This is a genomic window from Elusimicrobiota bacterium, assembly GCA_016721625.1.
GTDB lineage: Bacteria > Elusimicrobiota > Elusimicrobia > FEN-1173 > FEN-1173 > JADKHR01.
Genome location: JADKHR010000001.1, coordinates 286,164 through 303,911, shown reverse-complemented (window position 1 = coordinate 303,911; position 17,748 = coordinate 286,164). Strand labels below are relative to the sequence as shown.

The following is a 17,748-nucleotide window of genomic DNA, read 5'->3' as shown; positions in this document are numbered from 1 at the left end:
GAGTTCATTTAGCAACTTAGCGCCTGCCGGCCAGGGAGCCTCGGCCCCCCTAACGGCGCGCTTCCAGTTCCGACCAGCGTTGAAACAACTCTTCGGTTTGCCGGTCCAAATCCTCTAATTTCTCTTGTCGTTCGATCAATGCCTGGGCATCGGTGGCCACAGAAGGGTCCTCGAGGGAGAGGCGAGCCTCCTTTCGTTGTTGTTCGGCAACGAGAAGTTTATTCTCGAGTTTTTTTAATTCCTTCGACTCCTGAGCGGAAAGGCCGGGTTTGGATTCCAACGCGGGAGCGGGCTTGGAAAGTTCGGCAAAAGGACGGTCTGGCGCTGTTTGGCGAAGATCTTCCCATTGAGAGAGATCCGCGAAAAAGCGCGCGTTGCCCCGGCCGTCCAGTTCCAGAATCCGTTGGCTGACGCGGTCCAGTAAATACCGGTCGTGGGTCACCAACACCAACGCACCGGAAAACTCCATTAAGCTTGTCTCCAACACTTCAAGAGAATGGATGTCGAGATCGTTGGTGGGTTCGTCCAGTAAGAGAATGTCCGCCTGTTTCAGCATGAGCCGGGCGATCAACACCCGGGCCTGCTCCCCGCCGGAGAGACGCTTCAAGGGCACATCCAACTGTTCTTTGCCGAATAGGAACCGGGTCGCCCAACCCGCCACGTGCACGGGGTTCCCTCGATAATAAACGTGTTCTCCCGATTCGCACAGGGCTTTCCTCAGCGGCAGAGACAGGTCCAACTGCTCGCGATGTTGATCGAAGGTGACCACCTTTAACCCGTCGGCCCGCCGGACCTGGCCCGCGTCGGGGTCCATGGCTCCCGACAAGATTTTCAGCAGGGTGCTTTTTCCGCTCCCGTTCCCCCCCAACAAACCCACTTTGTCCCCCGGGCTCAAGAAAAGATCCAACGGGCCAAAAAGCTTCCGCCCCCCGAGACTTTTTTCCACTTGGACGAATTCAGCCAACCGCTGGGTTTGGCGATCCGAGCTGGAGAAATCAATGGAAGCGGTACGAACCTGGGCGTTCCGGAATTTCAGTTCGTTCAGGTCTTCAATCAATTCTCCGGCCCGGTCGATGCGGGCCTTTTGTTTGGTGGTCCGCGCCTTGGGACCCCGTCGAAGCCACGCCACTTCCCGCCGCACAATGTTCCGGGCCGATTCTTCCTGGGCCATCTGGGCGCTGAACAGGGCTTCCCGGTTCTCTATAAAATCACTGTAGGTTCCCACACTGCTGAAGTGGCCGTCCGCATACTGTTTGTTCAGTTCGATCACCCGGTTGCACACCATTTCCAGAAACCGCCGGTCGTGGGTGATCACCAAAAAAGAGAAACGGACGCCCGACATGAGTCGTTCCAGCCAAAGAACTCCATCCAAATCCAAATGGTTGGTGGGTTCGTCCAACAACAACAAATCCGGCTCGCAGAGGACCTGCCCCAAAATCGCCAGCCGTTTCCGCCATCCTCCCGACAAGCGGTCCACCCGTTGGTCCGGCGCAAGCCCGACCGTGGCCAGCCCCTCCTCCACTCGAATCTCAATTTCGTAATCTTCCAACCCAAGCCCCTGCAAAGCCTGGGTTAACTCCTGATGGACCGTCCCCCCCGTGGCGTCCTCCAGGAACCGATCCTGTTGGGCCAAATAGCGAATTTTCAACCCGCGCCGAACCGCCAATTCTCCGTCGTCCAGGGTTTCCAGACCAGCCAATATTCTTAACAGAGTGGATTTGCCGGCCCCATTGGGACCGATCAACCCCGCACGTTCCCCTTCGAATAAGCCAAAGGAAAGTCCCTCAAATAGAGGACGAGAGCCAAAGGTCTTGGAAAGGTCGCGACAACTTAGGAGAATTGACATAAAATTTGGAAAGAGGTCTTTGTTAGCGCAGGGTTGTGACGTGAACGGAAGGGTTAGCGCTAAGCTTTGCTTGATGTCATGCCCACTGGGTAATCCCGGTCCACCAACCGGATAAGTTCACGGGCGGCGGGAGAAAGGGCCGTTCCCCGCCGAGTCACCACGCCGTAACTGTCTTTTCCGAAGAGGTCTCCCGTCCCACGCACCGCCAACCGGCGGCGATCCTCTTTGGTTAAACATAGGTCAGGCACCACGGCCACCCCGAACCCGGCCGCGGCATAGGTTTTGATCGCTTCCCATCCCCCCGCCTCCAAGCCCACCTGGTAAGCCAAACCCGCTTTGGTCAGGGCCTCTTCCACGAGAACACGAGTGATGGAGCGGGAGCCGGGGAACAGCAGGGGGTAATGGGCCAGCTCTGAAAGTTTTACCGCCCCCCTTTGAAAAAGGGTGGCCCTTGGCGCATACGGCGACCCTTGGATATTCCCGCGAGGGGCGGTAGATGGCCCAGGCGGGAACGAGCGTAAGAGATCTCACTCCCAAATCCAGTTCTCCGGCTTTCAACATTCGGAGCGTTTCATCCGCCCGCTGGTGGTGGAGAACGATCTGGACCTTCGGGTGCTTTTTTTGAAATACCTTCAAAAGGGCCGGCAGGAGATAAAGAACAGCCGCTTCCCCCGCGCCAATCCGCAAGGTTCCCTGGGTTTCTCCGCTCAGCCGTTCCTTCAGCCGATCCGGAAGCCCCTCCCATTGATCCAACGCCGGCCCGGCCTCGGCCACGAGGGCTTCTCCCGCCGGGGTCAACACCGCTCGACGCCCGCGCCGTTCGAACAGCGCGACGCCCAGTTCCCGTTCCAACCCCTTCACCGCCGAAGTCACCGCTGGCTGGGTTCGATGAACCGCCTCGGCCGCCCGGGAATAACCTCCCCCCCTCGCCACCGCCAGGAAAGACCTCATCTGTTGAATTTCCATTTTTTTATATTAACAAAAGCGGTTTACGAACGGACACTCAATAATGGCCGTTCTTCCACGCCCGCCCATTTTTTTTAAATATTTGCAATCTTTAACAGGTAAAATACGTTCGTTGTTCGCTTCTTATACCCGTTTGTGAACACCGTGGCCAGCAAGAGAGGTGCCGCCATGAGGGAACTTTATACCGAGGTAACCATTGAAGCATCTGCGGAGAGAGTGTTTGAAGCGCTGACAGATGTAGAACGTTACTCGGAGTGGAATCCATTTATCGTCTACGCCAAGGGCAAGGTCGCCCCAGGGGAAACACTGGCCATCCGCATTCACCCTCCGGGCCGGGCCGAGCAACCCTATTCCATCCAGGTGCTTCGTTTGGTTCCTGGATGCGAGTTTGTCTGGCTCGGGCATATGATAGTTCCCGGCATCCTGGATGGCACCCACATATTTGAGCTTTTTCCGGAGGGAGCGAACCGAGTGCGATTGGTCCATCGAGAAGAATTTCGGGGTTTGCTGGTGCCTCTGATTTGGAATTCTTTCCTCAACACCCGTTTCCGGCGAGGATTCGAGGCCCTCAATCAAAACCTCAAAAACCTTTGCGAGTCCCCTTCCGAGAAAACCGGTTAATCCCCTCTCAAGACCATCCCCGTTCGTTAACGCCCCCCATGGGCCAAAACAACGAATTAACGCATTATTGTTTTTGGATTTGGGGGCGTAGGGAAATTTTTAAACACAGTGGGTGAAGGGAATCCCTCCTCCCCCGCGCCTTCGGCGCTCCGCCGGAGGCCGGCCACTGCCCCTTCCGCAACGCTTCGCGTTGCTTTTCCGCCATTCAAGGCGGCACCGTCTTACATTGATTTCCATCGTCGGTGCCGTCCCAACCATGGATTTCATTGTTGGATGAGACGGCGGGGCCGTTGGCTTCGATTCCGACTGCGCTAGCGGAAGTGCCGCGTGGGAGCGGCCCTTCACCCTCATGGGAAGGGAAAAATTAAATTGGAGCGGGCTATGCCGCCAGGCATGGTCCCTGTTTGTAGGAAGGGATGAAGGGAATCCCTCCTCCCCCGCGCCTTCGGCGCTCCACCGGAGGCCGGCCACTGCCCCTTCCGCAACGCTTCGCGTTGCTTTTCCGCCATTCAAGGCGGCACCGTCTTACATTGATTTCCATCGTCGGTGCCGTCCCAACCATGGATTTCATTGTTGGATGAGACGGCGGGGCCGTTGGCTTCGATTCCGACTGCGCTAGCGGAAGTGCCGCGTGGGAGCGGCCCTTCACCCTCATGGGAAGGGAAAAATTAAATTGGAGCGGGTGAAGGGAATCGAACCCTCGTGTGCAGCTTGGAAGGCTGCCGTTCTACCATTGAACTACACCCGCTATGGTTTTCCTTCATTCTTACGGGAGTCCCGTTTCATGAGGGGCACCCGCTATGGTTTTCCTTCATTCTTACGGGAGTCCCGCTACATGAGGGACACCCGCATCATTACTATGTTTTCAATGTGCGGAGTCCTGGCGGTGTTGGCCAGGGCACCCGCAATGGTTTTCCTTCTATCTTACGGGAGTCCCGTTTCATGAGGGGCACCCGCCATGGTTTTCCTTCTATCTTACGGGAGCCCTCTTTAGGCCGGACCCCGTTATTCCGACGATGATAGCACGCCCAAGGCCGTTAATCAATATCGGGCAAAGAAGGCAGAGAGAACCTTGTCCATGGCCCAGAGAATAAGAGCGGCCAAACTGATGCAGAAGAGCCAAAACGACCCAAAGGATTTGAAGTGCTTTTTCCAACCATCGTAAATTCGATGGGAAACGTTGACGTTCCATTCCGCGGGCGTGGCGGCGCGGCAGATGGCCTGGGCGGCCAGCGCGAAGAGCCAAGAAGCCCACCAGGTTCCGGGGGCCGGACCCAACTTGGATGCGGCGAAGAGGCCGAGCCCCGCTCCACCAAAGTGGGTGATGACCGAAATCGGCACCACCTTTTTGGTTCGGACGACATCGCCCAACCAGAGCGGAATGCCGAACAGGAGCCAGGGCAGGGCCATGAAAACTAGAAAAGCACTGCTAAAAAAAAGCCCGCCCGCCAAAAGAAGGTTGGAAAGATGACACATCCAGAGGGCATCCCCCCAGCGATGGGCGCGGGCGTGCCGGGCGGCGATGGCGATAAAAAAAAGAAATGGAAGGACGGAGAGAAGTTTCAAAGGCCCCTCTCCCCCCCTCTTCCGCAAGCGGGTGAGAAAAGGCGCTTCAGATAGACGTCGGTTATTTCGTTGGGGCCCAAGTTTTTTTTAGGAAACCGGCCCGGCCAGACCCTTCGCTGTATCCCTTGTAACGGAAGGGCTGTTTCTTGAAATAATCCTGATGGTATTCTTCCGCCCGGTAAAAGACGCCCGCTGGGACGATCTCCGTCACGAGGGGATCTTTGAACTTCCCGGATTGGGCGAGGGCCTGTTTTGATTTTTCCGCCAATCGTTTCTGTTCATCGGAATGATAAAAAATGGCGGTTCGGTATTGGCTCCCATGGTCCGCGAACTGGGCATTCTCCGTTGTGGGATCGATGTTCTGCCAGAAAATATCCAGAAGTTTTTGGTAGGAAATGACGGCGGGGTCAAAAGTGACCCGCACGACCTCTGCGTGTCCGGTGGTCCCGGTGCAGACGTCTTCGTACGTCGGGTTCGGTTTCGTCCCCCCGGCGTAACCCGCGACCACCTCTGTTACGCCCGTTTTCCCCTCAAAAGGCGGTTCCATGCACCAAAAACAGCCGCCCGCGAAAGTGGCAAACTCAGTTTTTCCGGCATGGCTGAAGGGGGACATGAGACCTCCAAACAAGAGTAGAGAAACGGCCCAGCTTTTCATTTGGTTCCCCTCCATCTTCACCGGGAGGCATCCTTTTCCGCCTTGGCGCTCGGGGTCCGATCTTCAATCAAAGTGGGGAGACCCATGGTGTCCAACAGCGCGATAAAAGGATCGGGATCCAGCTGTTCCACGTTGACCATGGTCTTCGGATTCCAAACGCCTTGGGCCACCAGAATCGCGGCGGCGGCCGGCGGCACGCCGGCGGTGTAAGAGATGGCCTGGGATTCCACCTCCTTGTAGCAGGCGGTGTGATCGCAGGTGTTGTAAATAAATATTTCTTTATGTTTGCCGTTCTTTTTCCCCTTGACCAAGTTCCCGATGCAGGTGAACCCCGTGTAATTGGGCGCGAGAGAGGCCGGGTCCGGCAGAACCGCTTTCAAAACTTTCAGCGGAACGACCTCCACCCCCTCCGCCGTCTTGACCGGGACCTCCGACAGCATCCCGATGTTGCTCAGCACGTTAAAAACGTTCAAGTAATGGTCGCCGAACCCCATCCAGAATCGGATGGATTTGGCTTTGATGTTTTTGTAAAGCGAGTGCAATTCGTCGTGACCATTCAGGAACACCGCCCGCTCGCCCACCATGGGGAACTTAAACAGCCAACGGTCCGTGTGGACGTTGGAGGCCACCCATTTACGGTCGATCCAGGACCAAACCTTTTTGAATTCTCGAAAATTAATTTCCGGATCGAAGTTCGTCGCAAAATACTTCCCGTGGCTCCCCGCATTCACGTCCAAAATATCGATGGTATCGATGGTGTCGGAATGATGTTTCTTCGCCAAAGCGCAATAGGCGTTGACGACGCCGGGGTCGAACCCAACACCCAAGATGGCGTTGATCCCTTTTTTCTTGCACCGCGACTTCCTCTTCCATTCGTAGTTGGCATACCAGGGCGGATCTTCGCAGACCTTGTTGGGATCTTCGTGGATGGCGGTGTCCATGTAAGTCACCCCTGCCTTGATGCAGGCTTCGAGCACCGACATGTTCACGTAGGCTTGGCCCAAATTAATGACGATTTCCGATTTGGTGTCCCGGATCAGTTTCGTGGTCGCCCGAACATCCATGGCGTCGACCTGTCGCGAATAGAGTTTCTGGGAGGGGTCTTGAATGTTTTGTTTGCGCTGGATGCTCTCAATGATGGCGTCGCATTTTTCTTTCCGTCGGGAAGCGATGCAGATGTTCCCAAGCACGCGGTTGTGTTGGGCGCACTTGTGGGCCGCCACATGGCCGACAGCGCCGGCGCCGATGATAAGGACATTCTTTTTCACTTTGTTTTCCTCCACTCCGCTTTTAGGATTCCCCTTCACCCAGAACGATCGCCCCGGGCCGTCCAAACGCGCCCGATGAATCGGGCAACTAAGAGAGACTGGCCACGTAATCGTCATAGGTGAACCGTTTCACAACGTCCACCCGGCCGTCCAAGCGACGAACCGCGATGCTCGGCATCGCCACGCCGTTAAACCAGTTTTTCTTGACCATCGTGTAACCCGCCGCGTCTGAGAACGGAATTAAATCTCCCACCTGGAGCTGCACCGGAAAAGAATATTTCCCAAAAACATCTCCCGCCAGGCAGGTTCTTCCCGCCAAGGCGTAGGCGTGCGGGCCTTCGGGCATCGGCTCCATTTTAGCATCCGTGCTGTAGATCAACAAATCCAACATGTGGGTTTCCACGGCGGCGTCAACGATGGCGACATCCATTCCATTGTGCACGATGTCCAACACCTTCGTCACGAGAAATCCCGAGCGAGTGACGGCGGTTTCCCCCGGTTCCAAATAAACTTGGACATCGAAACGCTGGGAGAACTCTTTGATCTTCCGCGCGAAAGCATCGAGCGGGTAGCCCTCTTTGGTGAAATAAATTCCTCCTCCTAAGCTCACCCATTCCAATTTTTCAAGAAGGGGGCCATAGCGTTTGGCGATGTGATCCACGATGCGACAAAAGCTTTCGAGGTCATCGTTCTCGCACTGGCAATGGAACATGGCGCCGGAAAGAGCCGAGGCCATGGGAAGGATTTCGTCCAAGGAAATAACCCCGAGCCGAGAGAATTCCCGCGCCGGGTCGGCCAGGTCGAAATGGGAATGGCTCACCCCTGGGTTGATGCGGAGCCCCAGAGGTAAACCTTTCACCTCCGGTAGAAACAACTTCAATTGAGACAAGGAGTTGAAAATGATTTTAGTCGCTAAGGGCCGAACGGCTTTGATCTCATCGGCCGACCAGGCCACGCTGTAGGCGTGGACCTCTTTCCCGAACTTCTCCGCCCCGAGTTTCGCTTCGAAGAGAGAACTGGAGGTGGTGCCGTCCATGTATTTCTTCATGAGGTCAAAAACGGCCCAGGTGGAAAAACACTTGAGCGCCAAAACCGCTTTGGCGCCAGAAATCTCGCGCACGCGTTGGATCTTCTCCAAATTCCGCAGAAGCCGCGATTCGTCGATCAGATAGTAGGGGGTGGGTATGGTCTCACGGAGCTGGTCGGCGATCTCATAGATAGAGGTATCGGCATTATTCATCATATTTCGTGGATGGATTATACCAGGTTCTCTAACGAAAAAGGAACGGCGCGTGAATTGCTAAAATGGACCCATGACCTTCGAAGCCTAGTTGGCGGGAGCGGCGCTCCTGGTGGTGCTCAGCGTCGTTCTCAGCAAAACCGTGGACCGGTTGGGGATCCCGGTGTTGGTGGTCTTTTGGCCATCGGCATGTTAGCGGGAGTGGACGGGCCGGGAGGGTTTGACTTCGACAACGCGGTCATCGCGCAAGCCGTCGGGGTCATGGCTCTGGTTTGCATTCTCTTTGCCGGCGGTTTAGACACGGATTGGCTCTCCACCCGCCCGGTGCTCGGGGAAGGGTTTTCTTTGGCCACGGGGGGCGTGGTGCTGACCGCGGCAGTCATGGCCGCAGGATCTGTTTGGGTTTTGAATTTCTCTTGGAAAGAGGGATTTCTGCTGGGGGCCATCGTTTCGTCCACGGACGCGGCCGGTGTGTTCGCCATTCTTCGCTCCCAGCGAACCAGTTTAAAAAATCGTCTCCGTCCGCTCCTGGAATTGGAATCCGGTTCCAACGACCCCATGGCGGTGTTTTTAACGGTCTTGATGATCAGCCTGCTGGAAGGAAAAGGCGGGGGGTGGACGGAGTGGGTTCTCAGTTTTGCCAGGCAAATGTCGTTGGGGGTGGTGTGCGGGATCGGCTTTGCCCGCGGGGCGCTCTTTCTTCTAAACCGGCTGAAGCTGGAATTCGAGGGGCTCTACCCCGTGCTCACGTTGGCGTTGGTCCTTTTAGGCTACGGCTTCTGTTCTTTTCTGGGAGGCAACGGATTTCTCGCGGCCTATGTCATGGGACTCACCATGGGGCGGACCCCTTTCAGCCATCGAAGGACGATCCAACGGTTTCAAGACGGTGTGGCCTGGCTCATGCAAATAGCCATGTTCCTCGCGCTCGGCCTATTGGTTTACCCCACTCAATTGGTCCCCGTCGCCGGGAAAGGTCTTTTTCTAGCGGGACTTCTCATTTTCGTCGCGCGTCCCTTTTCGGTTTTTATCCTATTGTCTTTTTCCCGGCTGGGAATTCGCGAACGGCTCATGGTGGCGTGGGTGGGTCTCCGGGGGGCGGCGCCCATTGTCCTGGCCTTATTTCCCCTGTTGGCCGGCTTGCCCAACGCCCAAACGCTTTTCCACCTGGTTTTCTTCATTGTCCTGGCGTCCGTTCTTTTGCAAGGCACCTCCATCCCCTGGATGGCCCGAAAACTCAAGGTGGACGAACCCCTGGCCCCCAAACGCCGCTACCCTCTGGAATTCGACCCCATGGACGGGACCGACGCGGACCTGGTGGATTATTTTGTCCCTTACGGGGAAGGCGTGGCGGGCAGAACGCTTGTGGGACTCAAAATGCCCAAAGACAGCCTGGTGGTTTTGATCAACCGGAACGAACGATTCTTCATCCCCACCGGTGACACCGTCTTAGAAGAAGGAGACGTTCTTCAAGTCTTGGTCAACGCCAACAACCTCCCCGCCGTCCGTAAAATACTTACAGGCCAGGCGTAAATGGGTTTTTAGGCGAGGGAAACGGGGTTGTTTAATGGAATGACGAAAGCGGCCGTCGAACCGGTTCTACCTCGGCGCTCAGGACCCAGCCTTTAAGCCCTTTAGCCGGGACGCCGATTTGGATCCAATCGTTGAGGTTGTCGAGGAGAACCACCCGGTGGCCTTCGGGAGCCACAAAACCCACTTGGTCCTGGGCGCTGGGCCCCGTGCGGGCCTCGGCGCGTTCGACCGTGATAACGCCCCATCGAACCGACGCTTGGCGTTGGGCCGCGATCACCGCGGACAAAAGAATGGCAAACAGGATGCCCGTGAACCATCGTCCCCACCAAACCCATTCGGTTTCGCGGTAAAGTCCCAGGGAGAGCAAAACGAAAAACAAGAGGTTGGCTACGCTGGCCGCCACCCACAGCGCGCCGGAAAGTTCTTTAAAACCGTCGTTCGTCCCCTCGGTCTCCCCCACCCGTTCCCGCACCAGGTCTCGATTGTACCGGGCGTCCTCGTCCCGCGGCGATGCTTCCAGGGCCCGTTCATACCACAGCCGAGCCTGACCCATTTTCCCCAAGCGGTAGTAAGCGTTCCCTAAATTGTAACACAGAGTGACCCCGCCAATCCCCGCGCCGGTTAAATGCTCATAACTCTCCCGTGCCGCGGCAAAATCTCCCTGTTGGTAGGCTTTGTTCGCTTGTTCAAAAGCTTCCTGCCCCGCCCCATAAACCCCAGCGGAAAGAACCAGACAAAAGAGAAAAAAGTAACGCCGTCCGATCATTTGGTCTCCATGGAGCGAATAAGCTCCGCCAACCGAACCCCAAAAGACGATGCCTGGGGTGAAAGAGCGGGTGTGTAACGGGCGTGGTCAAATTCTTCCCACAGGTCCGCCACGGATTTGAGGGTTTGGGGAGTATACCCCAAGTTGGCCAAACCGACCGCCACCGATTCAGGGGTCAGCCCTTGGGCGTTCCCACCGACCTTGGCGGCCAGGTAATCGAAAAATATCCGGTGGAGGGCGGCCGTCGTTGAGGGTTCTTTCCCCTGGGCTTTTTTGATTTCACGCAAAGCCTTTCGTCCCGCGGACGGGGAAAAGCGCCTTTTTCCCACGCGGCCAAAAATGCGCCCCGACCAAAGGGCCACAAAAACCAATCCAGGCAAGACCTCCGCGTAGGGAAACCAGGGCCGCTCTTGAATAGGTAATCCCTGGGGCTCCAAGGCCCCATGGGTTTTGATAAAACGAATGTCCCGGCCGATTTCCTTCAATCCTTCTCCACCGGATGTGAAAGAAACGCCCGGCCCGGGCGCGGCGGCGGGGTCGGCGGGCGAGACCCGGAGGGTCAACGGTTTGGTAGAGACCGTTCTGAAGGCGTTCGCCTGGGGATCAAAGAAGGAGAGAGAAAGCACCGGGAACGTTAAATCCCCCGACACTTCCGGTTTCATGACCGTGGTAAACACTTTGGACCCCTGAAGACGCCCATCCTTTTTGTCGATGTTCAGACTGGAAAGGGTTTCATAGGTTTTGAATTCCTTCGTCACAGGAAGCGGCGGTTGCGCCAGGGATTTAACGTTCCCTTCGCCGGAGATGGTGACGGTGAGCGTGAGGGGATCATGCACCTGCGCGGAGTTTTTGTCGAAGGTGGCGGAGATCCGGAAATTCCCCACGTCGCCCCGAAAGGAGGCAGGCCGACCTTCCTCCGGCACCGGCCGAACCGTGACGAGAATCGGATCGCTTCGAAGAGTAACGGTTTTGCCTTGATTGAAAAAGTTTTGAAAAAAGCCGTCCCCGAGAGGATCCTGGAAGTCTTGGACATTGCACTCCAACGCCGCGGGACCAATGGTGAATTTCCCGGAGCTGGTGGGAAAGAGCGCCGTGGCCAACTCGATCACCTGGTAACGTACCCCCTGGACAGTAGCGATGCATCGCCGCTGGGGCGGAAGATCCTCGCTCATAAAACCCGTCGTGTCCGGCGGCTGATAGCGTGGCTGGGAGAGGAGCGGCGCCCGACTGTAGAATCGGAACAAAAGAGTACGTTGCTCGCCCACCGTGGCGACGGTTTTGTCCAAAGAGGTGGTCACGAAAAGGGTCCGGCCCCCGTTGGCGACCCGGTCTTGCCGGACCGCGCCCCCCGCCGGGTCCGGCGCCGCGCCGGAGAGAACGGTCACCGGGATGGGTTGTGTGGAGAGAGGATGGCCGTTCACCGTCATGGAAATCGCCGGGATCACGTGCTCGCCGGGGGAGAGGGGGGCCAGGGCAAAGGTGAATTTCACTTGGCTCGACACGTGGCCGTTCATGTAATTGATGTTTTGACTTTGGCCCGCGAAGGTGGCCCGAAAACCCGGGATAGCGGGGAGTTGGGGTTGCGCGCCCCCCCCGCGTCCTCCCGACAAAGTCAGTTGCAAGGTCAACGTGTCGTTCATGGTGAGGGTGGTTCGGTCCACCTCCGCGCTCAAGGAGAGGTCGCCGGCCCGGGCCACGGAGGAAAGCATCGCCACGAACAATAGGATTCTTCTCATCAATGACATGTTACCAGTCTTCCCCGGTCGGCGGTTCAGGTTTTTGTTTTCCCGCCTTTTCCTTGGCTGACTTTTCTTCCTGGGCCATGGCCTCCAACAACCGCTGGGCGTCTTCTTTGGACATCTCACCCGGTTTGGGCTGAGGTTTTTGATCGGACTTGTCGTCCTTTGGCTTCCCGTTCTTTTTTTGTTGCTCCTTTTGCTGTTTGTCCAATTTCTTGGAAAGTTCCAGGTTGTGCTTCGCGTCCACGTCCGCCGGGTTTAGGCGTAGGGCTTGTTTGTATTTCTCCATGGCTTGATCCAATTTCCCTTGACGGTAATAGGCGTTCCCCGCGTCATAAAGAACGGCGGCTTTCGAGCGAGGATCCGCCACGGCTTCGGCGGTTTTTTCGTAGGCTTCCGCCGCGGCCGCGTAGCTCCCTTCGATGTAAAGGGCGTGGCCTAAATTGAATCGGGCTTCGGGATCATCGGGATGGCTTTGAACCCCCGGAGCCAGTTCGCTGGACCGAGGATAACGCCCCAGTGCCTCCGACCGGCCGGGCAAAAATAGGAGCAAAAAAAGGAATCCCGCGAGAAACCGTCCAGCCCGCAGGTCCCGAAAGACCAAGGTCCAATGACGCCGAACTTCGGGCCAGATAAATTCCAACAACAAAAACACCAGGGCCAACGACAGGGGCCATCGGTAATGGTTCTCCCCCTGACCGTAGACACGGCTGTCCAATTCTTTCTTTTCCATACGACCGATTTCTTCCAAAATCTTCGTCACTTCCACCTCTCCCTGGGACGCCGGGAAATAGGCCCCTTTCGTTTTCGCCGCGATGTTCCGGAGAGCGGTCTCGTCCATTTTAGAGAGAACCGTTTGTCCGTTTTTGTCTTTCTTGTAACCCGTCACATTTCCGTTGTCGTCGCGCAAGGGAATGATTTCGCCCGTGGCGTTCCCAAATCCGATGGTGAAAATCCGAACCTCCTCCGCGGCGGCGCGTCCGATCGCCATATCGAGTTGACCCGAATGGTCTTCCCCATCTGTTAACAACACAAGGGCCCGGTGTTTTCCCGCCTCTTTGGGGAAAGCGTCCAAGCAGGTCGTTATCGCGGCCGCCAAATTGGTCCCGGGCCGGGGAATAAGGCTCGGCTCCAAAAGGTCCAGCAAAGAGCGCGCCGCGCCATAATCCAAGGTGAGCGGACATTGCAAAAAGGCCGTTCCCGCGAAAGCCACCAACCCCACGCGGTCCCCTTCCAAAAGGCCGATCAACGTGCTCAGTTCCCGTTTCGCCTGGGTCAGCCGGTTGGGTTTGACGTCCTCGGCCAACATGCTGGAAGAGACATCCATGGCGATCAAGACATCCACGCCGCGCCGGTGGACTTCTTGAAACTGCTGGCCCCACCGGGGGCCCGCCAGGGCCAAGACAAGCAGGACGAGACCCAAAAGAAGGAAGAGCGCTTTCACTCCCTGTTGCCGGGGCGTTTTGGCGTCGATGAGGCGCGCTAAAACCGTCGCATCGCCCGACTCGGCCAGGAGGCGTGATTTCCACCGAAACCAAGCCACCGTCAACACCAAAAGAACCAGCGGAACCGCCAATAAATAAAAGGCGTTGACGTAGGTCCAACTCATGATATCCGCCTCGTCCATTTCAAGGCACGCGCCTCCAGAGGGTCATGGCCAACAGGTTTTCCAAGGCGATCAAAAAGAAAGCCATGACCAAAAAGGGCACGTGTTCGTCTTTGTAGTCTGAGTAGGTTTCTACTTTGACGTCGGTTTTTTCCAGCTGATCGATTTTCTGATAGATGCCTTTCAGGCTTTCAAAATCTGTCGCGCGGAAATAGGAGCCCCCGGTCCGTTGCGCCACTTCGAGAAGGGTCGCCTCATCCAATTCATTTTCCGGCAACTTAACCCGGCGTTTCCCGAAGTTGGGGTCGTCCACTTCGATCATTCCCCCGCCGGGCGCCCCGGCGCCGACGGTATAAATTTTAATGCCGAAGGCGGCCGCCGCCTTGGCGGCGGTGACGGGGTCCACGTCGCCGGAATTGTTCCGTCCGTCCGTCAACAGAACGATGAGTTTCGTTTTCGCCTCACTTCCTTTCAATCGCGACACCGCGGCCGCAATGGCAGACCCGATGGCGGTCCGATCCTCCTCGATGAGCCCGATGTGAACGTTGTCCAAGAAACCCAACAACGCCCCGTGATCCAGGGTGAGAGGGCATTGGGTGAAGGCGTATTTGGCGAACAAAACCAAGGCCAACCGATCATCCGGGCGATCCTTGATGAACTGACGCAACACGTCCAAAGCGGCTTCAAACCGGTTGCGTGGCGCGAAGTCAAGGCTCCGCATGCTGTCGGAAATATCTAAAACCAGGGCAATGTCGGTGGCCGGCGAAGTCACCTCCCGCCGCTCCTGTCCCTCCTGGGGTCGGGCCAAGGCGACGATCAGGAGAGCCAGTGCGCCTAACCGCAAAGCCGACCGAAGCTCGTGATCCAGGGGCCTCCCGAGCGGCGAACGCCCCAACAAAGACAGCGCTGAAAAGGTCACCTTGGCGCGCGCCAAGAAACCCCAACGATAATCGTAAAAGGCCAAAAGAGGGATCAAACACAACCACCATAGGAGCCGCGGATGCGCAAAGGTCATTTTCCCCCCTCCCGGGTCTCCATCGGTTTTGTCGCCAAAACGAAATCCCGCACACGGTCAAAATCTTTCAATCTTTCGCTATCGGTGGGTTCCAGCTTGGCGAATTTGGCCAAATCGCCGTCTTCCAGAACAACGCGAAGCCCTAATCTCTGATCCATCGTGATCGAAAGGGACTTCAATTCCATGGAGATCTCCGCCGTGGTTCGATCCATGGCCGGCGTTTGAAAAGCCCCTTCCAAATAGGCCCGCAAAATGTCGGTCAACCGACTGTAAAAGGCCTTGGCAGGGAGGGTGAGATCTCCTCCAGCCGTTGGAGATCTTCCAGGGCTCGAAGGTGGGGAGGAACCGGCGGTGGTCCCTTGGGTTTAAGAAACGCTTTTCCGGGTCGGAATCGAAGCCACCCCGCCAACCCGCCCAGGACCAAAAGGACACCCAGTAAAATCAACACCACGGGCCAATTCGCGACTTTTTTTAGCCGTCCCTTTAACCCGCGAATATCTTTGGATTCCGGGGTCAAGACGCTCTTGATGGTCACGGGAATTTCCGGGGTTTTAACCTCCGTCGTTTTCCCTTGTTCCTGACACCGCATGGTCAACGCCGGAAGGGTCGAAACGCCCACGTCAAAAAGAGTCAGCGTGATTTTGAAATCCCGTTGGACCCGCCCCCCGTCCCGCCGGTCCGGAGCCGTGGAAACCTGGAGAACCTCGAAGGGCCCCGCCATGGCGCCCACCTCCAATCGGCAGTTCCCAGGTTCTTGCGCCGAGGTCTTGACCTCCAGCGTCAACGGGTCCCCCACGGTCCCTTGCCGGGGTTCCAAAGACGTCTCCAACCGAACCGTGGCATAGGCCGCGCCGGAAAGGAACAAGATCACAAGGGCGAAAATCTTTTTCATTCAGTGCATCCGTTTGGCGCGCTCGCGGAAAAACCGCAGGAAGGCGGGGGTGTAGGCCCGCCCGGTTTCAATGAAGATGGAGTCCACCCCCGCGCGCCGGAATTCGCTTTCCAACCGTTCCCGCCGCGCCGCCTGGGAACGAACATAGTCTTTCCCGGCGCTCCCGGCCTCCACGATCTTCGCCCCGCCGGTCTCGGCGTCTTCCAACAACCATCGGCCCCGGGCGGGAAGTTTCTTCTCCCAGCCGTCCTCCACGGGGACGGTGATCAAATCGTGCCGCCGCTGGGCGATGGCCAGGGATTTTTGGTAGCCGGTATCCATAAAATCGCTCAGGACGAACACCACGGCCCGCCGGCGTTGGACGTGGCTTACAAAATCCAGCGCGGCCTTGAGAGAGGTGCCCCGGTGCTGGGGCGTGAAGCTCAACACTTCGCGGATAAGCCGCAGGATATGGCCCCGGGATTTGCGGGGCGGTATGAATTTTTCGACGCGGTCGGAAAACAGGATCAATCCGGTTTTGTCGTTGTTGGCCAAGGCGGAGAAAGCCAAAACGGCGGTCACCTCCGCCGCCAGTTCGAACTTGAACTGATCGCGGGAACCGAAATGGAGCGACCGGCTCGCGTCCACTAAAAATAGGATCGTGAGCTCGCGTTCTTCCACGAACTTTTTAATGTGGGGGTTCCCGGTGCGGGCGGTCACGTTCCAGTCGATGGAACGCACATCGTCCCCGGGCATGTATTCCCGCACTTCGGAAAACTCCATACCCCGGCCCTTAAAGGTGCTGGAATACTGGCCGGCGAAGGTATCGTTCACAAGCCGGCGCGCGGTAATCTCCAATTTCCGCACCCACTTTAAGACGTCGGCCGGTGTCCGGGGTTTTTCTTCCACGAGAGGGGTCCTGTTCCCGTTGCGAGTGCCTTAGGGCACATCCACCTCGTTAAAGATATCTTGGATCACGTCGTCGGTGGTTTTCTCTTCGGCCTCCGCCTCGTAGGTCAGGAGGATGCGGTGGCGAAGCACGTCCGGGCCGATGTTCTTCACGTCTTCCGGGGTCACATAGCCGCGGCCCCGCAGAAAAGCGAACCCTTGGGCCGCTTTATGCAAAGCCAGGGTCGCCCGGGGTGAGGCCCCGAAGCGGATCAAAGGCTTTAACCGCTCCAGCCTCCCCTCGGGTTTACGGGTGGCGGCCACGATATCCAAAATGTAGTTCTTCACTTTGTCGTCCACATATATTTCATCGACGATCTGCCGGGCCTGGGCGATTCGGGCCAGGGAGATGACCCGCCGCGCCGTGGGGGGATGGGGCTGGCTCATGCGCTCCATCACCGTCTTTTCCTCCTCCCGGGAGGGATAGGTGACCTTCAATTTCAGCATAAAACGGTCCACCTGGGCCTCCGGGAGCGGGTACGTTCCTTCTTGTTCGATGGGATTTTGGGTCGCGAGGACCAGAAAGGGGTCCGGCAGGGGGTAAGTGGCGTCCCCGATGGTGACCTGGCGTTCTTGCATGGCTTCCAGAAGAGCGCTCTGGACCTTGGCTGGCGCCCGGTTGACTTCGTCGGCCAAAAGCAGGTTCGTAAATACAGGCCCCTTTCTGACCGTGAACTGCCCATCTTTCGGATGATAGATCAAGGTCCCGACGACGTCCGCCGGCAGAAGGTCGGGGGTGAACTGGATCCGCTGGAATTGGGCTTCGATGGCGCTGGCCAGGGTTCGAACGGCCAGGGTCTTCGCCAAGCCCGGGACGCCTTCCAAAAGCAAATGACCATGCCCCAAAAGGCCCACCAGCATGCGTTCCAGCAGGGCCCGTTGGCCCACAATGACGCGGTTCAGCTCCCCTAAGACTTCCTCTACGAAAATGCTCTCCTGCTTCACTTTCTCATTTATGGCGCGAATATCGCTGGTCATGTTTTTTTCTCCGTTTGAAGGGGGTTGAAAGCGCTTGCATTTACAACGAACGACTCGCCCAAAAGTTCATCCGCGACCCTAGCCGTTCATATTTTACACACAGGGAACAAAAACGCAACCAGGGGAGGCGCCG

General features: G+C 57.2%; 17 protein-coding genes and 1 tRNA gene. 2 read left to right on the top strand and 16 right to left on the bottom strand.

Annotated features, from left to right (window positions below):
- Positions 1 to 49: 49 nt before the first annotated feature.
- From IPP35_01250 to IPP35_01240, 3 genes are read right to left on the bottom strand one after another with little or no spacing between them, the layout of a single operon-like run.
- Complete coding sequence (locus IPP35_01250) at positions 50 to 1,846, bottom strand: ABC-F family ATP-binding cassette domain-containing protein (GenBank protein ID MBL0057766.1); 1,797 nt, start codon at positions 1,844 to 1,846, stop codon at positions 50 to 52.
- A 59-nt stretch (positions 1,847 to 1,905) separates the two neighbouring features.
- A complete protein-coding gene (locus IPP35_01245) occupies positions 1,906 to 2,094 on the bottom strand; it encodes a hypothetical protein (GenBank protein MBL0057765.1) in 189 nt (62 codons plus the stop codon).
- On the bottom strand, positions 2,087 to 2,812 hold the full coding sequence (locus IPP35_01240; GenBank protein ID MBL0057764.1) for a LysR family transcriptional regulator: 726 nt from the start codon (positions 2,810 to 2,812) through the stop codon (positions 2,087 to 2,089). The genes IPP35_01245 and IPP35_01240 overlap by 8 nt, the downstream gene beginning before the upstream one ends.
- Positions 2,813 to 2,980: 168 nt before the next feature.
- On the opposite strand from IPP35_01240, the gene IPP35_01235 reads away from it, so the two are divergent.
- On the top strand, positions 2,981 to 3,433 hold the full coding sequence (locus tag IPP35_01235) for an SRPBCC domain-containing protein (protein MBL0057763.1): 453 nt from the start codon (positions 2,981 to 2,983) through the stop codon (positions 3,431 to 3,433).
- 674 nt (positions 3,434 to 4,107) lie between these two features.
- Here the strand turns inward: IPP35_01235 and IPP35_01230 are convergent.
- From IPP35_01230 to nspC, 5 genes are all read right to left on the bottom strand, one after another.
- Positions 4,108 to 4,181: transfer RNA gene (locus IPP35_01230), tRNA-Gly, on the bottom strand.
- A 293-nt stretch (positions 4,182 to 4,474) separates the two neighbouring features.
- Positions 4,475 to 4,999, bottom strand: a complete 525-nt coding sequence (locus tag IPP35_01225) for a hypothetical protein (GenBank protein MBL0057762.1) — start codon at positions 4,997 to 4,999, stop codon at positions 4,475 to 4,477.
- Between the two features lie 61 nt (positions 5,000 to 5,060).
- The gene (gene msrA, locus IPP35_01220) at positions 5,061 to 5,669 is read right to left on the bottom strand and encodes a peptide-methionine (S)-S-oxide reductase MsrA (GenBank protein ID MBL0057761.1); all 609 of its coding nucleotides are present in this window, start codon (positions 5,667 to 5,669) and stop codon (positions 5,061 to 5,063) included.
- Between the two features lie 2 nt (positions 5,670 to 5,671).
- Positions 5,672 to 6,922, bottom strand: coding sequence for a saccharopine dehydrogenase family protein (locus tag IPP35_01215; protein ID MBL0057760.1), 1,251 nt, complete (start codon positions 6,920 to 6,922; stop codon positions 5,672 to 5,674).
- A gap of 88 nt (positions 6,923 to 7,010) precedes the next feature.
- Positions 7,011 to 8,162, bottom strand: a complete 1,152-nt coding sequence (gene nspC / locus IPP35_01210) for a carboxynorspermidine decarboxylase (GenBank protein MBL0057759.1) — start codon at positions 8,160 to 8,162, stop codon at positions 7,011 to 7,013.
- A 189-nt stretch (positions 8,163 to 8,351) separates the two neighbouring features.
- On the opposite strand from nspC, the gene IPP35_01205 reads away from it, so the two are divergent.
- On the top strand, positions 8,352 to 9,692 hold the full coding sequence (locus IPP35_01205) for a potassium/proton antiporter (protein MBL0057758.1): 1,341 nt from the start codon (positions 8,352 to 8,354) through the stop codon (positions 9,690 to 9,692).
- Between the two features lie 31 nt (positions 9,693 to 9,723).
- On the opposite strand, the gene IPP35_01200 is transcribed toward IPP35_01205, so the two are convergent.
- Genes IPP35_01200 through IPP35_01165 form a run of 8 tightly spaced genes read right to left on the bottom strand, consistent with a single transcriptional unit; the run spans position 9,724 to position 17,615 of the window.
- Entirely contained in the window at positions 9,724 to 10,458 is a 735-nt protein-coding gene (locus IPP35_01200) for a tetratricopeptide repeat protein (protein ID MBL0057757.1), read from the bottom strand.
- Positions 10,455 to 12,194 carry a protein BatD gene (locus tag IPP35_01195; protein ID MBL0057756.1) on the bottom strand — a complete coding sequence of 580 codons (1,740 nt, stop codon included), beginning with the start codon at positions 12,192 to 12,194 and terminating at the stop codon, positions 10,455 to 10,457. The genes IPP35_01200 and IPP35_01195 overlap by 4 nt, the downstream gene beginning before the upstream one ends.
- A 10-nt stretch (positions 12,195 to 12,204) precedes the next feature.
- Positions 12,205 to 13,806: a VWA domain-containing protein gene (locus IPP35_01190; protein MBL0057755.1), complete on the bottom strand. Its 1,602-nt coding sequence runs from the start codon at positions 13,804 to 13,806 to the stop codon at positions 12,205 to 12,207.
- Positions 13,807 to 13,825: 19 nt separating this feature from the next.
- Positions 13,826 to 14,818: a VWA domain-containing protein gene (locus IPP35_01185; protein MBL0057754.1), complete on the bottom strand. Its 993-nt coding sequence runs from the start codon at positions 14,816 to 14,818 to the stop codon at positions 13,826 to 13,828.
- On the bottom strand, positions 14,815 to 15,081 hold the full coding sequence (locus tag IPP35_01180; protein ID MBL0057753.1) for a hypothetical protein: 267 nt from the start codon (positions 15,079 to 15,081) through the stop codon (positions 14,815 to 14,817). Before IPP35_01180 ends, IPP35_01185 begins: the two co-directional genes overlap by 4 nt.
- On the bottom strand, positions 15,078 to 15,710 hold the full coding sequence (locus tag IPP35_01175) for a hypothetical protein (protein MBL0057752.1): 633 nt from the start codon (positions 15,708 to 15,710) through the stop codon (positions 15,078 to 15,080). Before IPP35_01175 ends, IPP35_01180 begins: the two co-directional genes overlap by 4 nt.
- Positions 15,711 to 16,598: a DUF58 domain-containing protein gene (locus IPP35_01170; protein MBL0057751.1), complete on the bottom strand. Its 888-nt coding sequence runs from the start codon at positions 16,596 to 16,598 to the stop codon at positions 15,711 to 15,713. It lies immediately after the preceding gene.
- 30 nt (positions 16,599 to 16,628) lie between these two features.
- Positions 16,629 to 17,615, bottom strand: a complete 987-nt coding sequence (locus tag IPP35_01165; GenBank protein ID MBL0057750.1) for an AAA family ATPase — start codon at positions 17,613 to 17,615, stop codon at positions 16,629 to 16,631.
- Positions 17,616 to 17,748 lie beyond the last annotated feature (133 nt).

Bases quoted from the DNA above. Each gene is read 5' to 3' on its own strand.
- IPP35_01250 (MBL0057766.1), bottom strand. From the start codon at position 1,846: ATGTCAATTCTCCTAAGTTGTCGCGACCTTTCCAAGACCTTTGGCTCT.
- IPP35_01240 (MBL0057764.1), bottom strand. From the start codon at position 2,812: ATGGAAATTCAACAGATGAGGTCTTTCCTGGCGGTGGCGAGGGGGGGA.
- IPP35_01235 (MBL0057763.1), top strand. From the start codon at position 2,981: ATGAGGGAACTTTATACCGAGGTAACCATTGAAGCATCTGCGGAGAGA.
- msrA (MBL0057761.1), bottom strand. From the start codon at position 5,669: ATGGAGGGGAACCAAATGAAAAGCTGGGCCGTTTCTCTACTCTTGTTT.
- nspC (MBL0057759.1), bottom strand. From the start codon at position 8,162: ATGAATAATGCCGATACCTCTATCTATGAGATCGCCGACCAGCTCCGT.
- IPP35_01205 (MBL0057758.1), top strand. From the start codon at position 8,352: ATGTTAGCGGGAGTGGACGGGCCGGGAGGGTTTGACTTCGACAACGCG.
- IPP35_01200 (MBL0057757.1), bottom strand. From the start codon at position 10,458: ATGATCGGACGGCGTTACTTTTTTCTCTTTTGTCTGGTTCTTTCCGCT.
- IPP35_01195 (MBL0057756.1), bottom strand. From the start codon at position 12,194: ATGAGAAGAATCCTATTGTTCGTGGCGATGCTTTCCTCCGTGGCCCGG.
- IPP35_01190 (MBL0057755.1), bottom strand. From the start codon at position 13,806: ATGAGTTGGACCTACGTCAACGCCTTTTATTTATTGGCGGTTCCGCTG.
- IPP35_01185 (MBL0057754.1), bottom strand. From the start codon at position 14,818: ATGACCTTTGCGCATCCGCGGCTCCTATGGTGGTTGTGTTTGATCCCT.
- IPP35_01175 (MBL0057752.1), bottom strand. From the start codon at position 15,710: ATGAAAAAGATTTTCGCCCTTGTGATCTTGTTCCTTTCCGGCGCGGCC.
- IPP35_01165 (MBL0057750.1), bottom strand. From the start codon at position 17,615: ATGACCAGCGATATTCGCGCCATAAATGAGAAAGTGAAGCAGGAGAGC.